Annotated in this window: 11 protein-coding genes; 10 read left to right on the top strand and 1 reads right to left on the bottom strand. The window is 43.9% G+C overall.

The genetic code is table 11. From position 1 onward, the window contains the following. Positions 1-107 precede the first annotated feature (107 nt). Together PQ478_RS19260 and PQ478_RS19255 are read left to right on the top strand one after the other, a co-directional pair. The gene (locus tag PQ478_RS19260) at positions 108-1,400 is read left to right on the top strand and encodes a stalk domain-containing protein (protein WP_289235224.1); all 1,293 of its coding nucleotides are present in this window, start codon (positions 108-110) and stop codon (positions 1,398-1,400) included. A gap of 165 nt (positions 1,401-1,565) precedes the next feature. Further along, positions 1,566-4,649: an efflux RND transporter permease subunit gene (locus PQ478_RS19255; protein WP_289235223.1), complete on the top strand. Its 3,084-nt coding sequence runs from the start codon at positions 1,566-1,568 to the stop codon at positions 4,647-4,649. 322 nt (positions 4,650-4,971) lie between these two features. Here PQ478_RS19255 and PQ478_RS19250 read toward each other — a convergent pair whose 3' ends face one another. Then, positions 4,972-5,610 (bottom strand): glycosyltransferase, encoded by a 639-nt coding sequence (locus PQ478_RS19250; protein ID WP_289235222.1) that lies wholly within the window; start codon positions 5,608-5,610, stop codon positions 4,972-4,974. Between the two features lie 514 nt (positions 5,611-6,124). On the opposite strand from PQ478_RS19250, the gene PQ478_RS19245 reads away from it, so the two are divergent. The 8 genes from PQ478_RS19245 (at position 6,125) to PQ478_RS19210 (ending at position 16,462) form a co-directional block, all read left to right on the top strand. Further along, entirely contained in the window at positions 6,125-7,507 is a 1,383-nt protein-coding gene (locus PQ478_RS19245) for a S8 family serine peptidase (RefSeq protein WP_289235221.1), read from the top strand. A 401-nt stretch (positions 7,508-7,908) separates the two neighbouring features. Then, positions 7,909-8,586 (top strand): YknW family membrane protein, encoded by a 678-nt coding sequence (gene yknW / locus PQ478_RS19240; RefSeq protein WP_289235220.1) that lies wholly within the window; start codon positions 7,909-7,911, stop codon positions 8,584-8,586. 9 nt (positions 8,587-8,595) lie between these two features. Continuing rightward, on the top strand, positions 8,596-9,684 hold the full coding sequence (locus tag PQ478_RS19235) for an efflux RND transporter periplasmic adaptor subunit (protein ID WP_289235219.1): 1,089 nt from the start codon (positions 8,596-8,598) through the stop codon (positions 9,682-9,684). Further along, positions 9,677-10,360: an ABC transporter ATP-binding protein gene (locus PQ478_RS19230; protein ID WP_289235218.1), complete on the top strand. Its 684-nt coding sequence runs from the start codon at positions 9,677-9,679 to the stop codon at positions 10,358-10,360. The genes PQ478_RS19235 and PQ478_RS19230 overlap by 8 nt, the downstream gene beginning before the upstream one ends. A gap of 5 nt (positions 10,361-10,365) precedes the next feature. After that, on the top strand, positions 10,366-11,559 hold the full coding sequence (locus PQ478_RS19225) for an ABC transporter permease (RefSeq protein WP_289235217.1): 1,194 nt from the start codon (positions 10,366-10,368) through the stop codon (positions 11,557-11,559). Positions 11,560-11,841: 282 nt separating this feature from the next. Beyond that, the gene (locus PQ478_RS19220; RefSeq protein WP_289235216.1) at positions 11,842-13,824 is read left to right on the top strand and encodes a methyl-accepting chemotaxis protein; all 1,983 of its coding nucleotides are present in this window, start codon (positions 11,842-11,844) and stop codon (positions 13,822-13,824) included. A gap of 159 nt (positions 13,825-13,983) precedes the next feature. Further along, positions 13,984-14,163 carry a PLDc N-terminal domain-containing protein gene (locus PQ478_RS19215; protein WP_411809989.1) on the top strand — a complete coding sequence of 60 codons (180 nt, stop codon included), beginning with the start codon at positions 13,984-13,986 and terminating at the stop codon, positions 14,161-14,163. Between the two features lie 379 nt (positions 14,164-14,542). After that, entirely contained in the window at positions 14,543-16,462 is a 1,920-nt protein-coding gene (locus PQ478_RS19210; RefSeq protein WP_289235215.1) for an endonuclease MutS2, read from the top strand. Positions 16,463-16,508: the final 46 nt, after the last annotated feature.

Here is a 16,508-nt window from a genome sequence, read left to right as displayed (position 1 = left end):
GAGATTGTCATAGATTTGAGTTTATGTTTTTCGAATATGGGAAACCATGAAATATAGATATCATATATTACTAGCTGGTGCGTATTAGTGAGAAAGGAGTGTGTGTGATGAAGAGAGTCCTTATGTTTTTATTGTTTATTGTGATGGTGTTTCTGGTACATAATCCAACTGCAGGTGCTTATGAGCCAATTAAAGTGATGATGAATGATCATCAATTAGATATGAATGCCCCGGTACAGCTGCAAAAAGGAACAACCATGCTTCCGATGCGGATTATTTTTGAAGAGTTAGGAGCAGAAATTACGTGGGATCAAGCGACAAGAACCGTGACTGCCACAAGAGACGACACAGAAATCCTTCTAACAATCGGATCACAGACAGCCCTTGTTAATGGGGAAAATAAGACTCTAGCTATCGCTCCGTATGTCCATCAGCAACGCACTTATGTCCCGCTTCGATTTGTGTCAGAATCGCTAGGTGCCATGGTTAGGTGGGATCAGGAGACAAGAACGGTATATATTGAATCAAACTATGAACTTACCCCATCAGCACAAGAGATTAAGCTCGAGGTCGGGAATGTTCAGCTCGGGGATACCAGAGATCAAGTCGAAGCACTGCACGGCAGAGCTTTAGAGCAGCTTAAAAGCAGCTATTCATTTATATGGCATGTGTATCACAATGAATATGACCGCTATATGCAAATTGGAATTGATAAAAATGAAGTGACAGCACTTTATACTAATCATATCTCAATGATCGGCAGTAACAACGAACAGTCAACGTATACGAGAGAACAAGTACGCAATCTGCTTGGGACCCCTCTTCAAACGATTAATAAAGGAGAGAAAGTTTATCGTATAGACGGATCAAATCGTGATACCTTTGATCACAAAGGCGCTTATGTCACCGTCTTTTACGACAAACAACACAGTGATCAAGCAACCGCTATACAGATTGTAAGAAAAGAAGCAGAGCTTGAGAAGGCAGGCTATGTAGGTGCTGATCCAGCAGCTAAAAGCAGCGATTACGAACGTCAATTATTTTTGCTGACAAATGCCGTCCGTGTTCGAGAAGGTGAGAGGGCACTTAGTTGGAATGACTCCGTTTCAAATGTGGCACGCGCTCATAGCGAGGATATGGCAAAAAACAGATACTTTAACCACTTTAATCAAGCAAATGAAACCCCATTTGACCGGTTAGACCGTGCTGGAATAAAGTATACGCAAGCAGGAGAAAACCTTGCTTTTTCTCATAGTGATGCGATTTATGCACACGAAGCACTTTGGAATTCTGCTGGTCACAGGTCGAATACATTAGGTTCAACATTTAAGCAAGCGGGTGTAGGGGTTGCATGGAATGGTGAGACCCCTTATTACACAATTAATTTCTTGAATCCATAAGATAAGAAAGAAGGTTCGACTGTTCGAACCTTCTTTTTGTATATTTTGTCAGAGGATATCATTTGTGCTTTTTACATTCCCTTTGTATAATCAATCTTGTATAACAAATGTACAATGTTCGTCCAAAAATATAACGATCTTTGAAATGTGAGAGGAGAAAAGCCGATGATCTCTTGGCTGATACGAAAACGCAAAATAACGATCTTATTCTTTCTAATGTTTACACTAGTCGGGGTGCTGAGCTTCCTGCAGCTGCCTAAGCGTGAAATCCCAGAATTCAATCCGCCAATTGCCCAAGTGATGACGGTATATCCAGGTGCTTCTAGTGAGCAGGTGGAGCAAAATGTGACTGACCTGCTTGAGGAGAACCTCTCGCAAATGCAAGAGATTGCCTCACTCACCTCTGTTTCAAGTCCTGGGCTCTCCTTTGTCACAGTAGAGCTTGAAGAAGGCCTTGATGTTGACCAAGTGTGGAACGAAGTAAGACAGCGCGTGAACGATGCCTCTGCAGAGTTTCCTGATGATGCGAATGCGCCGATGTTCAATAATGAGCTTTCCACCCAAGGACTCGCAACCTATCAGCTGACATTCGATGACCCTGATCTTGTGCCGGAAGTCGATGCGATGCTTGACCGCTGGAATACGAGATTAAATGAGCTTCCGGATATCGTCTCAATGCAGACACAAGGGACTCTTGAAAAAGAAATCCTAATAGAAGTCGACCCAGAGGCGCTCGCGGATGAGAATATTTCAACCGACCAGCTTATTGGTGTTTTAAACGGTGAGGTCAGTGCCGTCCCGCCAGGTGAGTGGAAGACTGATGACTATAATTACCGCGTAGAACTTGAGACATTTACCAATCTCTCTGACCTTGAAACGCTTCCTGTAGGCGCTAATGCCGAAGGGGACGTGATCCAATTTGGTGATGTCGCCACTATTAATGAAACGTTCAAACCGTTGACAGAGCAAGTCGCGTTTGAAGGGGAAGAAGCGATTTCGCTTACGTTTTACTTGAAATCAGGAGCGAGTGTAACAAGTGCTCAAACGGAACTTGATAGCTTTGTAGAACGGATGGAGGCGGAGCTGCCAGGCGGTGTAGAAATGACCTTATTGTACACCCAGGCAGACCTAGTAAATGAACTCTTCCGTGACCTTGCGATTTCATTTGCGATCGCCGTTGTCTCCGTATTAATTGTTTGTTCACTCGGGCTTAATGTCTCAACAGCGCTAAGTGTGGCTCTAGCGATTCCTGTCTCCTTAAGCTTAGGGGCAATCGTTCTGCCATTTATCGGCGTTGACTTAAACCAAATCTCTTTGATTGCCTTTATTATTGCCTTGGGAATATTGGTCGATGATGGAATTGTGGTTAACGAGAACATCGAACGCCGCTTACGTATGGGTGATAAGCCGATGGAAGCCGCAATTAACGGAACAAAGGAAGTAGCGGTCTCTGTTCTGACATCAACCTTAACCGTGGTGTTCACATTCATGCCGCTCCTGCTTCTTCCAGGAGGCGCCGGTGGATTTATCCGCCCGCTGCCAGCCGTGTTAATCGCGACGATGATTGCCTCGACATTCGTGGCATTATTCTTAATACCGATTTACCGAACCATCCGTGAAAAAACGGCTTCGCCTACTACAAGAAGCGAGAGGAAGCCGGCCGGATTTTTAGGCGGTACATTTGATAAGGCTGCTGGCTTCTATGGAAGACGAATGATGAGAGGCGTCACTAAGCGCCCGCTCTTAGTTGTAATCACCGGGTTCCTGCTTGGAACAGCTGCATATGCGTTGATTCCGTTTATCCCGCTTGAGTTCTTCCCAGACACGGACCGCGAGGAAGTGTTTGTTGAAGTAACATTGCCTGAGGGGACAGGACTTTCTGCTACCGAAGAGCAAGCAAGAGAAATTGAAGCTTGGCTGTATGATGTTGATCATGTCCGCTCGGTTTCAACCTATGTCGGAACAGATATCCCTCGCCTATTTGGAGCAGGAGGGGGCGGAGCAGCTGGTGAAAATGCAGCGAACTTCCTTGTGTTCATTGACCGCGAGCAATTCTCGACGCGTGAGACAATGAATGAGTGGAACGAAACGATGTCAGACGCATTCCCTGAAGCCTCTAATATTAATGTATCGATGATCGAATCCGGTCCGCCAGTCGGCGCACCGATTGTGATAGAAGTGAGCGGAGAAGAGTTCGACACACTCCGTGAGATGGCCGATGAAGTGAAAGAAATCCTTGCTTCAACAGAAGGGGTTGCAAGCGTTGATGATGACGTCGGTGAAGACGTGGAAACGATTCAAGTCACACCAGACCGCGACGCACTTGAAGAGAATGGAGTCGCAAGTGATGATCTAGCAACAGCACTGCGTTTAGTCGGTGAAGGACTGCCGCTTGGTCAGCTGCAGCAGCCGGGTGAGCTGATTGATATGCGCATGGTCTATGCGAATGCAGGAGCTCTATCAGTTGATGTGTTAGATGAGATTACAGTGGAAGGCATCACTGGTGAACGACTTGCTGTCAGCGAACTGGTAACAGTCGATGAGGTCACGACAGAGCCGCGCATCCCGCATGCAAACACGGTTCCGACCATTACAGTACGTGCGTATCCAAGTGATCGTTCAAGTGATGATATCTTAGCTGATGCCCGTGCAGAGCTCGATGCAGTCACTGCAGACAACGCTGCATACTCGTTATCGATCGGCGGAGAAACATCCGCCCGTACCGATGTGTTTATTGATATCGGCAAAATCTTTATCGTCGTTGTATTCTTGATCTTAATTGTTATTGCCATTCAATTCTACTCGCTGACATTGCCAATTCTGATTCTAAGTACGGTGTATTTAGCAATTGCCGGAGCATTGATAGGCTTATTCCTTACCCAGACCGGACTCGGCTTTATGTCGATGATGGGAGCCGTCAGTCTAGCCGGGATTGTCGTCCGGAATGGAATTGTCTTGATTGAATTTATTGAGAAGCGAAGAAAAGATGGTATGGATGTCCGCGAAGCTGTCATGATGGCGGCCGAGCAGCGCTTCCGCCCGATCGTCTTAACCTCGCTCACATCGATTGCCGGCTTATTACCGATTGCCCTAGGCAACAGCACATTATTTAAGCCGCTCGGTATAGCGATCGTCTCAGGATTGATCTTCTCCACATTGCTCACACTGTTTATCGTGCCTGCACTGTACTTGCTGCAGTCGAATGCACGCCAGCGAATCCGCGCTAAACGTGAGCGGAGAGCAGTATAGGAGGAACCCGCGCCTTTTGAGGGCGCGGGTTTTTGTGTTGTGGGGAGCGTTGGCCAGGTGCTGAGCGGAGAGCATTGGCGCAATTATCGCTGAGGTGAATACAATTCGCCGCTGAACCGACGCATAAGAGGCGTAAACTGACGCAATAAGAGGAGAATTACGCAATAAGGGCTTGAACCCACGCATATAGCGGCCGGAGAGGCGCAATTCCGTTTCCGATCGACGCAATAACGCTGGCAAACGGCTCAATTGTCACCTTGCTAGTGCCCGACAATAAATAGAAGCTTCGGGACCCAAGCCTGAAGCTTCTAAAATATCTTTTTTAAAACTTCTCCGGAAATTGCTTTATAACTGCCTTTGAGATAGCATCTGCCATTAAAATGATATGGTTTACGCCCTCATCAATTGCGACGATTCTTGCATCCCAGTCTTTTGATAAGCTTGCTGTAAGATCATTTGCAACCAATTCCAAATGGGCATACAACAGGTTTTTTACGTCTTCAACATTTAAGTTTGGATTGGCTTCGCTAAGGAATGATGCGATCTCATCCGCATTTTCAAACCATTCTTTGTTGAGTTGATCGACCGTGTCTGCCTGTCCCTCTTTAGCTGCATCTACAATTTTGCCGGCAATCACAATATGCTCCTTAAGCAACTCGGTAAGTTTGTTTCCCGCATCTTCGCCGTATATTGGTTTGACTGCATTTCCGATATCCTCCTGATTTTTCAAGAGTCTAGCCAGCACCTGCTCTTGATCCTCCGCGCCGGCTGTGGTCGCACTTGTAATATAATTACTTGTCCATAAAACATGATCAATCCACAGTCTTCTAAAATCATTTTCGAATGTTACCTCTGACTGACTAATGCATGGTTTCTCTGAGTTAGCGTTTGCACTTACTGAACTTGCCAATGCATTAGATAATACGATGAATATAAATCCTAACAATAGTAGTTTTTTCATTTCTGATGCTCCTTTTGAAAGTAAAAGTTTCTATCCTATTATTGATCATGTGATGTATTTCATTCATCTTTTTTGTGTGAGTGATGGATGGAGTTATCTGTGGGCAGTTAGTTAATAAGTATGAGAACGGCGCAATTATGGATGGAATGAACACAATCCGCTGAATAAACGGCGCATAAGAGGGGTGAACAGACGCAATCAGAGGAGAGTGACGCAATAAGTCTTTGAATCCACGCATATCCCGGCCGGAGGGGCGCAATTATTTTCAGCACCGACGCAATAACCACGCCAACCGGCGCAATCGCCGCCGCAACAAGCTCTCCAGCAACTCGAATGGTCTCTTTATAAAAACTACCTACCTTCAAAATGTCATCTTCATCTACCTTTAGTGTTAACGATTGATAAATATTAACTAAAAAATCGTCCATTTGTCTAATAGTGGAAAATAACCTTCTTGTGGGAAGCTAGAATAGTGAGTTTTCTTACTATTCTAAAAAATAAAAGGGGTGTTGTTATGAAGAGGCTTTTAGTTATTATGCTTATCGTATTCTTGCTGGGACAAGGATTTATATTTGCTGGTCAATCAGCGGAGGCAACGTCTGCTGTTGTCGATGAAAACGTGTGGGCTGCTCTTGATCGTCATTCATTAGCAGAGGTCATTGTTACATTTGAAGGAGAGGACAAGCCGACTGCTGCTCATTTGTCTTTGCTGGAACGTCTTGATATCACATCGGCAGTATCGCTTAATAATTTGCCGATAGTCGGTGCCCTTATGACCAAAGGGCAAGTAGAAAGATTAGCGGAGAATGAAGATGTGAAGTCGATCTACTTAAATGAGCGGCTTGAGTATTTTAACGCTGATGCAAATGAGATAACGGGTGTAAACAAAGTGAGGACGGATGAGAGTTTTACTGAACATAACGGAGGTCTTCCTGTTACTGGAGAAGGGGTAGGTGTTCTAGTTAACGATAGCGGTGTCGATGGTACACATGGTGACCACACGTTTAAAAAGAATCTCGTGCAAAATGTGTTAGGAACTTCTTATTTATCAAGCACAGGTATTATCCCGATTTCTTATATTGAGAATATCATTAACACAGATACGAATTCAGGACACGGGACTCATGTCGCTGGGACAGTCGGCGGTACGGGAGTGATGTCTGGCGGGAAGTATGCAGGGGCGGCACCTGGTGCTGATCTAATCGGATACGGCTCAGGCGCTGTGCTGCTCGTCCTTGACGGAATTGGCGGATTTGATTATGCCCTTGAACATCAAGATAAATATAATATTCAAATCATCACAAACTCATGGGGCGGCTCTGGGGACTTTGATCCTCATCATCCAATTAATGTAGCAAGCAAGAAAGCTTATGATGCGGGGATTACGGTATTATTTGCAGCTGGAAATGAAGGGCCAGAAGAAGATACGCATAACCCATATGCAAAAGCACCTTGGGTGATCTCGGTTGGTGCTGGTGAGAAGGATGGCAGCCTTGCTGACTTTTCATCAAGAGGCTCTGATCAGGGGGGAACGTTCGAAATGGATGGTGAACAGTGGACATGGAAGGATGAGCCGGCTGTTGTAGCACCGGGTGTTGATATCATCTCAACACGAGTACTTTCACCTTTATCGGTCATCTCTGCGCCAAAAGATATTCAATTGATTGAAGCAAGATACCTACCGTTCTACACAACGATGAGCGGCACATCGATGGCAACGCCGCATGTAGCAGGTATTGCTGCGCTGCTGCTAGAGGCAAATCCTTCGCTTACTCCAAGTGAGGTGAAAGAGATTTTACAAGAGACGGCGACACCGATGCCAGGGTATGAGTCATGGGAAGTCGGAGCTGGATATGTGAATGCATATGATGCAGTAGAAGCAGCTTTTGCTCAATAATTGTATGAGGCTGATCCTTTTCAGAGGGTCAGCTTCTTTTTGTTGCTTTTGAGCTGAGTGAAGAGGCGCAATTATGGCCGAAGTGAATACAATCCGTTGCTGACCCGACGCATAAGAGGCGTGAACTGATGCAATAAGAGGAGAGTGACGCAATTAGACTGTGAACCCACGCATATCGCGGCCAAAGAGGCGCGATTAAGTTCGGTACCGACGCAATAATAGCGGCAACCTGCGCAATCAGACCCCGTACCTCGCTGGTTTACTCCTTAACTTGGACTATCTAATCACTCATTTATAAAGAATTTCTAAAATATTAGGACTTTTGTTGAAACTAATTTCTAATTTATGAGTAAATAGGAGAGGTGTTTATAAACTGACTAATGATATAGGGGGAGTGCAGCATGTCTGAAACTGCATTTGAGAACAAACCAGAGTTGCCAAAGGGCGAAAAGCCATCGATCTTTAAATTTATTACGGAACCTAAGGAGCAGCTCGGCCGTATGCGCGAGAATCCAAAGGTCCTTGTCCCGCTTTTAATCGTAACAGCGGTGTATGCCTTGTGGGCCGCCTTGTTTTCGTTTTTAGCTGATTTCCAAATGATGATGGGGGATATCTCAGCAGAAGATATGGCCATTTTTGAAGGAGCAGAAACGGCTATTCGCGTCTCCACTTTCGTCACTTCACTCTTAATGCCTGTACTTGGCGGGGTGATCGGTGCTTTTATTATGTGGATTGTGGTGAAGCTGACTGCGGGTGATGCGACATTTAAACAGTTATTTTCATTAAATGTATTTATTATGTTTATTGGAGGAATTGGATTAGTGTTAAACGGTATTCTGACGTTAGCGCTGAATTTAAATCCTGCTCAAATGATTACGGGGTTGACTGTATTTTTTGATCCATATGATCCGATGTACTCTCTTGTCAGCTTGTTTGAAGTGTTTTCGATTTGGAGCATTATTTTGATGGCGATGGGGCTGCGTATTGTTGCTTCGATGAAACCAGCTACTGCTTGGGTTGTGACGCTGATTATTACGGTAGGTGCTGCATTAATCGGGTTTTTAGCAGCTGGAGTGTAGGTGAAGTTGATGAAAAAGAAAGTATGGATTGGGTCGGCTATTGTCCTGTCTGTCATTCTTTTTACTGCGATCGCTGTTGTGCAGTCACAAGGTAGTGACACATTTGAAGTAGAGGCGGCTAACCCAGAAACCCAAACGGTGAAGCATGAAATCATGGTGCCGGGTGAGATGGAATTAGCAGAAATGGAGCACATTCGAATACGAGCAGAAGAAGACTATACGTTGCTGGTCGAGGAAGGTGACACAGTTGAGGCTGGAACGCCATTGATTGAATACACAAGTGAAGATCTTCAGTTTGAATCAGAACAGCTCGCCATTCAAATTGAAGCAGGTTACTTACGGATTAACCAAGTCGGAAAGCAAGAAGACCGTCTTTCAGATGAACAAAATAAGCTTGCAGATGATGTCGGCCGAGAAGAGGCGAGAGATCATTTTCGCTCTGAGCGTGAGCAGCTTGACTATGAGAAACGCGCAGCAAATCTTGATCTTAGGCAGCTGTTAAAGCAAAAAGAACAGCTTGATAATCGTACAAAAAATCTAACAGAAGAAAGTCCGATTGCGGGTGTCGTCCTAAAGATTGAGGAAGGGACAGAAGCGCAGTTGACGATCGCTTCGACAGATTCGTTTATCGCTAGCGGAGATCTTTCTGAATATGATTCCCTTGAAATTAAGGAAGGTCAGAAGGTGGACATTACATCCGATGCAATTCTTGACCAAACGTGGACGGGTGTCATTGATCAGATTGATTTTCTCCCTTCGCAAAATGAACTAGATGGAACGGGAATTAAGTATCCGTTCACCGTAAAAGTAGAAGAAGGGGACACAAGCTCTCTGCGTCCTGGGTACCAGGTGATTTTACATGTCGTGTCAGATGAGAGAGAAGCGTTAACGGTGCCGATTTCAGCGGTGCGGCAGCTTGATGATACGGCTTACGTGTACACCATTGTGGAAGGGATAGCAGTGGAGCAGGAAGTGGAGCTTGGTATGACTTCTGATAGCCGTTATGAAATTCGGTCTGGCCTTAGTGAGTCTGATCAAATCATCAGTGACATTCCAGAAGGGCTTGGGGATGGATCGGAAGTGATTGTCCTTGATTAAGCTGGAAGGAATTACGAAAAGCTATCGTGTGGGGACTGAGGATACGACGATTTTAAAAGGGATTGACCTTGACATTGAGCGAGGAGATTTTCTCGCGATTATGGGGCCGTCTGGATCTGGGAAATCAACGCTAATGAATATTATTGGCTGCCTCGATCCTCCGAGCACCGGGCACTACTTTTTAAATGGAGAAGACATCTCGAATTATGATGAACAAGGACTCGCGAAGGTCCGTAATCAACAAATCGGCTTTGTGTTTCAGCAGTTCCACCTCCTGCCGAGATTAACTGCGAAGAAAAATGTCGAGCTTCCGATGATTTATGCTGGCCTCTCCAAAAAAGAGAGGGAAGAACGGGCTGAGGAGGCACTTAGTCTGGTTGGGCTGAAGGATCGGATGGATTATCTCCCTAACTCTCTTTCTGGAGGGCAAAAGCAGCGTGTCGCGATTGCGAGATCACTCGTTAATGAACCGTCGATTATTTTAGCGGATGAGCCAACAGGTGCACTTGATACAAAGACGAGTGAAACGATTATGGATTTGTTGACAGAGTTAAACGAAGGCGGGACTACGATTGCGCTTGTCACTCATGAGCCGGAGATTTCTGAGTACACAAAGCGAACCATCTATGTGCGGGACGGTGAGTTAACGTCGCATATGGGCCGCGAGAGGGGGTAGCCATTATGAGTGTAAAAGAAAATATTCTCATGGCGATCAACTCGATAAAAGCTCATAAGATGCGCTCTGTGCTTACGATGCTTGGGATCATTATTGGGGTAGCAGCGGTCATTATCGTTGTGGCGATCGGTCAGGGCGGAGAAGAAATGTTAAAGACCTCAATTGCAGGCGAGGGGAATACATCCGAAATCTTCTATATGCCTTCGGATGAGGAGATACAGACGAATCCGAATATCTGGAATGAACCTGCGTTTACCCTAGAAGATATCCGCGAAATGGAGACCGTTGAGGGCATTGCAAATGTGGTCGCGACAAGCTATGAACATAGTTCTATCCGTTATCAAACGGAAACAAGCGATGCATCCGTAAATGGCATTAGCGAAACATATCTGGATGTACACCAGCTCAAGGTGGCAGAAGGTCTTTCGTTGCAGCCAGCGGATTTTCTCGGCGGGCGACGAGTAGCTTTAATCTCAGATTCTCTTAATGAAGAGCTGTTTCCCGAGCAGTCGGCCGTAGGCGAAGTGATACGTGTTGCCAATCAGCCGGTGGAGGTTATCGGAGTCCTTGAAGCACCGACTGGACTGTTTGCCTTTGGTATGCAGGAAGTCTATATGCCATGGGAGACATGGCGTACGGTCTATAGTAAGAGTGAATTCAATCAAGTGACGATTCAAGCGGAATCGCTTGAAGAGCTGCAGGCAGCAGGAGAAGAAGCTGTACAACTGTTGAATGCAAGAAAGAATACAGAAGAGGCCTATCAAGTAATGAACATGGAAGAGATTGCAGAAGGGATCGGTCAGATCACCCGTATTATGACGATGATCATTGGCGGCATAGCAGGTATTTCCCTGTTTGTCGGAGGAATTGGTGTGATGAATATTATGCTCGTATCTGTAACAGAGAGAACGCGAGAGATCGGGATTCGTAAGTCACTCGGTGCCACCCGCCAGCAAATTCTGATTCAATTCCTCATTGAGTCAATCATCCTCACGTTGATTGGTGGGATCATCGGCATCCTTCTAGGCGGAGGGGTCTCTACACTGATCTCCTTCTTTGCTGGATGGCCGTCGCTTCTATCATGGCCAGTCATCATTGGAGCACTGTTATTCTCGATGATACTAGGCATTGTATTTGGCTTACTTCCAGCCAACAAAGCGGCGAGACTGAATCCGATTGAGTCATTGAGATATGAATAAGTAGTTAGGGGGCATTGACTCGTCAATGCCTCTTATTGTATTTTCGCATGATTAGCCGAGTGCAGGGGGACGAACGGCGCAGCAATCCACCTTTAAATCGCCATAAGAGACCTGAACTGGCAAATGACATTAACAGAAAACTTCAAATACTTCCTAATCCGTTCCTTTCTATTTTTTCTTGTTATATAGTTACTATTGACTAGGAATATATAAGTGTTTATTTTGTATTCACTTATTAGAATCTGCAGGAAGATAATAAATGGGAATGAGAGGAAATGAACGATGAAACGTAGTTTGAATGTATTTAAAGCATCATTAAGAATGAAGTTACTTATTTCTTTTGCGATTATTTTAATCGTACCGTCTATTATTATAGGCGTGTTAGCTTATAATTCTGCTAAACATGCTATAGAAGATGAGATTATATCTGCAGCAAGTGAGAATATTGACTTATTAAATTCATTTATTACTGAAATAATTGAACCTAAAATCAATGACATGAATGTGTTCTCTGAATTAGTCACATCAGGGCTGTACGAGGGAATGGAGAGTCCTGAGTTAAGGGAACGATTTGCCCAATATGCAGCCTTACATCCTGAAGCGACAAGTATTTTTGTCGGGACAGAGGAGGACGGGTTGTTTATACAAGAGCCTGCCGTTTCGATGGATCCAGATTATGATCCAAGGGAGAGAGGGTGGTATGAGGATGCTATGTCTAATAGTGGAGACATCATTATATCAGCCCCGTATATTGCAGCAGGAACCGATGACATGGTCATTACGGTTTCTAAAGCCCTGCAAGATGGGTCAGGGGTCGTGGCTGTAAGTGTAGAATTGACACACCTTCAAGGTATAGCTAATTCTGTACAAATTGGAAATGAAGGATATGCCATTCTATTAGATACAAACCAAATGTATATTGCTCATCCTTTTGAAGAAGGAGGTTCACAAGCAGCTCACTCTTACTATGGTGATTTATACACTCAAGATATTGGTGAATTCTCGTATGTTTTAAATGGTGACTCTAAGTACATGGTTTATGTAACAAATGACGCGACAGGGTGGAAGGTTGCAGGCACAATGTTTGCAGAAGAAGTCGATCAAGCAGCGTTGCCTATCTTCTTGACAACGCTCGCAGTCATTGCTTTTTCAATACTTATAGGGGCTGTAGCGGTTTACTTTATCATTCGTTCTATTGTACAGCCAATCAGAAAGTTAACAGATACTGCAGAAATAGTAAGTAAGGGAGATCTTACTCAAGAAATTAATATTCAATCAAAAGATGAAATAGGGCAATTAGGGACAGCATTTAATCACATGCAATTGAGTCTTAAAGAATTAATAAATGAGGTGGACTCAAGAACGGATCTAGTGGCAGCTTCAGCAGAACAATTAACAGCCAGTTCAGAAGAAACAAGTGCTGCTACTTCACAAGTGGCTAGTTCTATTCAATTAGTGGCCAGCAGTGCGGAAAGCCAAACAAATGGTATCGATAAGAACTCACAATCCATAGACGAACTAACGGTAGGTGTTGGGAGAATTGCAGAGAGTTCAATGAGTGTAGCTGAATTAACTCAACAAGCGACAATGCAGGCTGAAGAAGGAAATGAAGCGATTCAAAATACGATTAATCAAATGAATTCAATAGAGACATCTGTAATAGAATCAAATACAATGATTCGATCATTATATACTCGGTCAAAAGAAATAACATCTATATTAGATGTTATAACAGGAATAGCAGAGCAAACCAATTTACTTGCTTTAAATGCTGCGATTGAAGCGGCGAGAGCAGGTGAACACGGAAAAGGATTTGCAGTTGTAGCTGGTGAAGTTCGGAAGCTGGCAGAGCAATCCCAAGACTCAGCGAAGCAAATCTTTGAGTTAATTCAAGGGATACAAAAAGATACAGAAAGCTCCGTAGAAGTAATGTCAAAAGTAACACATAATGTAAAAGATGGGATGACTATTTCTCAGGAAGCAATGGATAAATTTAAAGAAATATTATCCAGTATGAAAACCATTACCCCACAAATGCAAGAAGTCTCTGCTACAGCTGAGCAGATGTCTGCAGGAATACAAGAAGTGAATGCAACAACCAGTGAATTAGCGGGCATTGCCAATAATAACGCGGCAACATCTGAAGAAGTGGCTGCGACGACCGAGGAACAGTTAGCGGCAATGGAAGAGGTAGCGAGCTCAGCAAAATCCCTTTCTGAAATGGCTGAGGAATTAAAAGTGCTGCTCTCTAAATTTAAAGTGTAAAAAGAATTGCTATTTATTATCATATAACCCTGTCCTTCTTATGATATAAAAGGATGGGGTTATATTTTTGTGTGGTTCGAATAAAACAATGAAACTTCTCCCACCAACTAACGTAAACTATCCTATAAGAACGGAGGGACCAACATGGAAGCCATTTTTATGCTGACCGTTTTCTTACTTATATTCGGCGGTTTTATTTTAAACGTTATCACAAGCATCTGGTGTTACCGCGATTCAATGCGTAAAGGCAACAGTAAAGAATACAGCTTACTTGTATTAGTAGCAACGCTGTTTTTCCCAGTGGTAGGGTTTATCATCTATTTATTTATAAGAAATTGACAATTTATAAGTGAGGGGCTACGATATAGAGGAAAACAAATGCCCTTCACAATAAAGGAGAATTTTTATGAGTGTGGTTGTTCTTAACTAATCCGTAACTGGATATGGTCTTGAAATGGTAAAAAATCAGCGGAGTGCTGGTTTATTTGGGATGCCATTCAACGACTTCGTTAAGAACAAGCATCTAGCGGAATAATAGGGAAGCCTAGAAGCTGTGGCTGGGGTCATAGCTTGATTTTGCGGGAGAAGACTGTGATCATTCAACAGTCGTTTTGCCTGCAAAAAATTCACTTTTAGTGAAGGGTCCTCATTTGCCGTCTTAAGCGTATGCTTGAGGCGGCTTTTTTTGTTTTCAATTATTTACTAGGAGGCATCATCCATGAATGATAAAGCAATGGAACAACTTGATTATCATCGTATATTAACTAAAGTGGCAGATAAAGCCATTACAGAAAGAGCGAAGGCTAAGATTATAGCGAGCCGGCCTTTAACCAATAAAAAAAGGATCGGACATCTTTTAGAGGAAGTGCGTGAAGCGGTTCAAATTCTCAACATCTCATCAAGTGTGCCGATCCATTCTCTTGATGAGATGAGCGGCTACTTAGAGCAGGTCAATAAAGGACTGTTCTTGCGTCCTGATCAGCTGACGATTGTGCTGTCCTTTTTAGATCATTGCCGGAAATTAAAACAGTTTATGCAGGACAAAGAATTTACAGCTCCGCTTATTACAACGTATGCGTGGTCGATTGATGATTTAGGCGAGCTTGAACAGGAGATTGTGCGCTGTTTAAAACACGGACAAATAGATGATCATGCAACCTCTGAGCTTGCTGGTGTTCGAAAACAGTTAAGGCAGGCAAAAGAGGAGCTCAAAGCAAGAGCAGAAAAGCTTGCAGGCAGTAAAAAGTATCAAATCTATTTACAAGAAAAAATGATGATTGAGAAAAATGGACATTATACCCTGCCGATTAAGCGAGAGTACCGCTCAAAAGTAAGCGGCATTGTGATCGATACGTCTGCATCAGGAGCAACCGTATTTATAGAACCGAGTGAGCTAGGGACGATTCAAGAACTGGTGGATGCCCTAAAGATAGCTGAAGATCACGAAGTTCAGCAAGTGTTGTATACCCTGACAGGAATGATTATGGAAAAAGAGCAAGAGATTCAAATCGCCATCGATGCCATGCACCAGTATGACATCCTGTTTGCTAAGGCGAAGTATGGTCTTGAGATAGATGGCACCATTCCACAAGTGAACGGGGAGTATCGTATTGATTTGCACGAGGCAAGACACCCGATGTTAGGAAGCGGCGCGATCCCGCTCACGATTCAGCTTGATAGCAATGACCGTGCGTTAGTGATCACAGGACCTAATACAGGCGGAAAAACAGTGACCCTGAAAACGGTAGGTCTACTATCAATGATGGCAGCTACCGGCCTAATGATCCCAGCAAAGGAAGGAAGTAATCTTCATCTTTTTCATCACATTTTTGTAGATATGGGCGATGGGCAGAGTATTGATGAGAACTTAAGTACCTTTAGCTCTAGGCTGAAAAACATCATTGGGATCCTTGAGGAAACGAATGAGCATACTTTGGTGTTGCTTGATGAACTCGGTTCCGGAACAGATCCTAATGAGGGAATGAACCTTGCTCAAGTAATCATGGAACATCTCTATGAAAAAGGAGCCACGCTTCTTGCAACAACTCATTACAGTGAGCTGAAACGTTTGGCCGACACAAGAGATGGGTTTATCAATGGCTCGATGGAATTTGATCTTGAGACATTAAAGCCGACCTATAAGCTGTTACTGGGTGAAACAGGAAGAAGTCAGGCATTTGAAATTGCCTTGAAATTAGGGATGCATCCAGAATTAGTGCAGCGTGCGTATCAATCGACTTACAACAAAACGCTGTATCACACCATAGACACGAAGCAAAAAAGCTACGAAAAACAAATGATCATCAACAAGTATGCGAGGAAAAAGCCAGTAAAAAAGAGTATAGATCAGCAAGCTATCAAGAGCTATGATCAAGGCGATACGGTTCGTCTGTCAACAACCGATGAATTAGGGATTGTCTATAAAGGGCCGGATGAATCAGGGAATTATGTTGTTCAAGTAAAAGGAGAGAAGAAGACAGTTAACCATAAGAGGCTGACCCTGCACGTTTCGGCAAATGAACTCTATCCGGAAGACTATGATTTCGACATTATCTTCAAATCAAAGGAATATCGTAAAAAGAAGCACCAAATGGGAAGGAAGCATGTAGAGGGCTTAACGATCGATGAAGAAGAATGATGATTATTTTGCTCAAAAACCGGGTATATAAAGAGGGTGACTATTG

The sequence above is a fragment of the Alkalihalophilus pseudofirmus genome (assembly GCF_029094545.1).
GTDB classification, from domain to species: Bacteria; Bacillota; Bacilli; order Bacillales; family Bacillaceae_D; genus Alkalihalophilus; species Alkalihalophilus pseudofirmus.
Note: the sequence above shows the minus strand (reverse complement) of the source record. Positions and strands in the feature narration are given on the sequence as shown.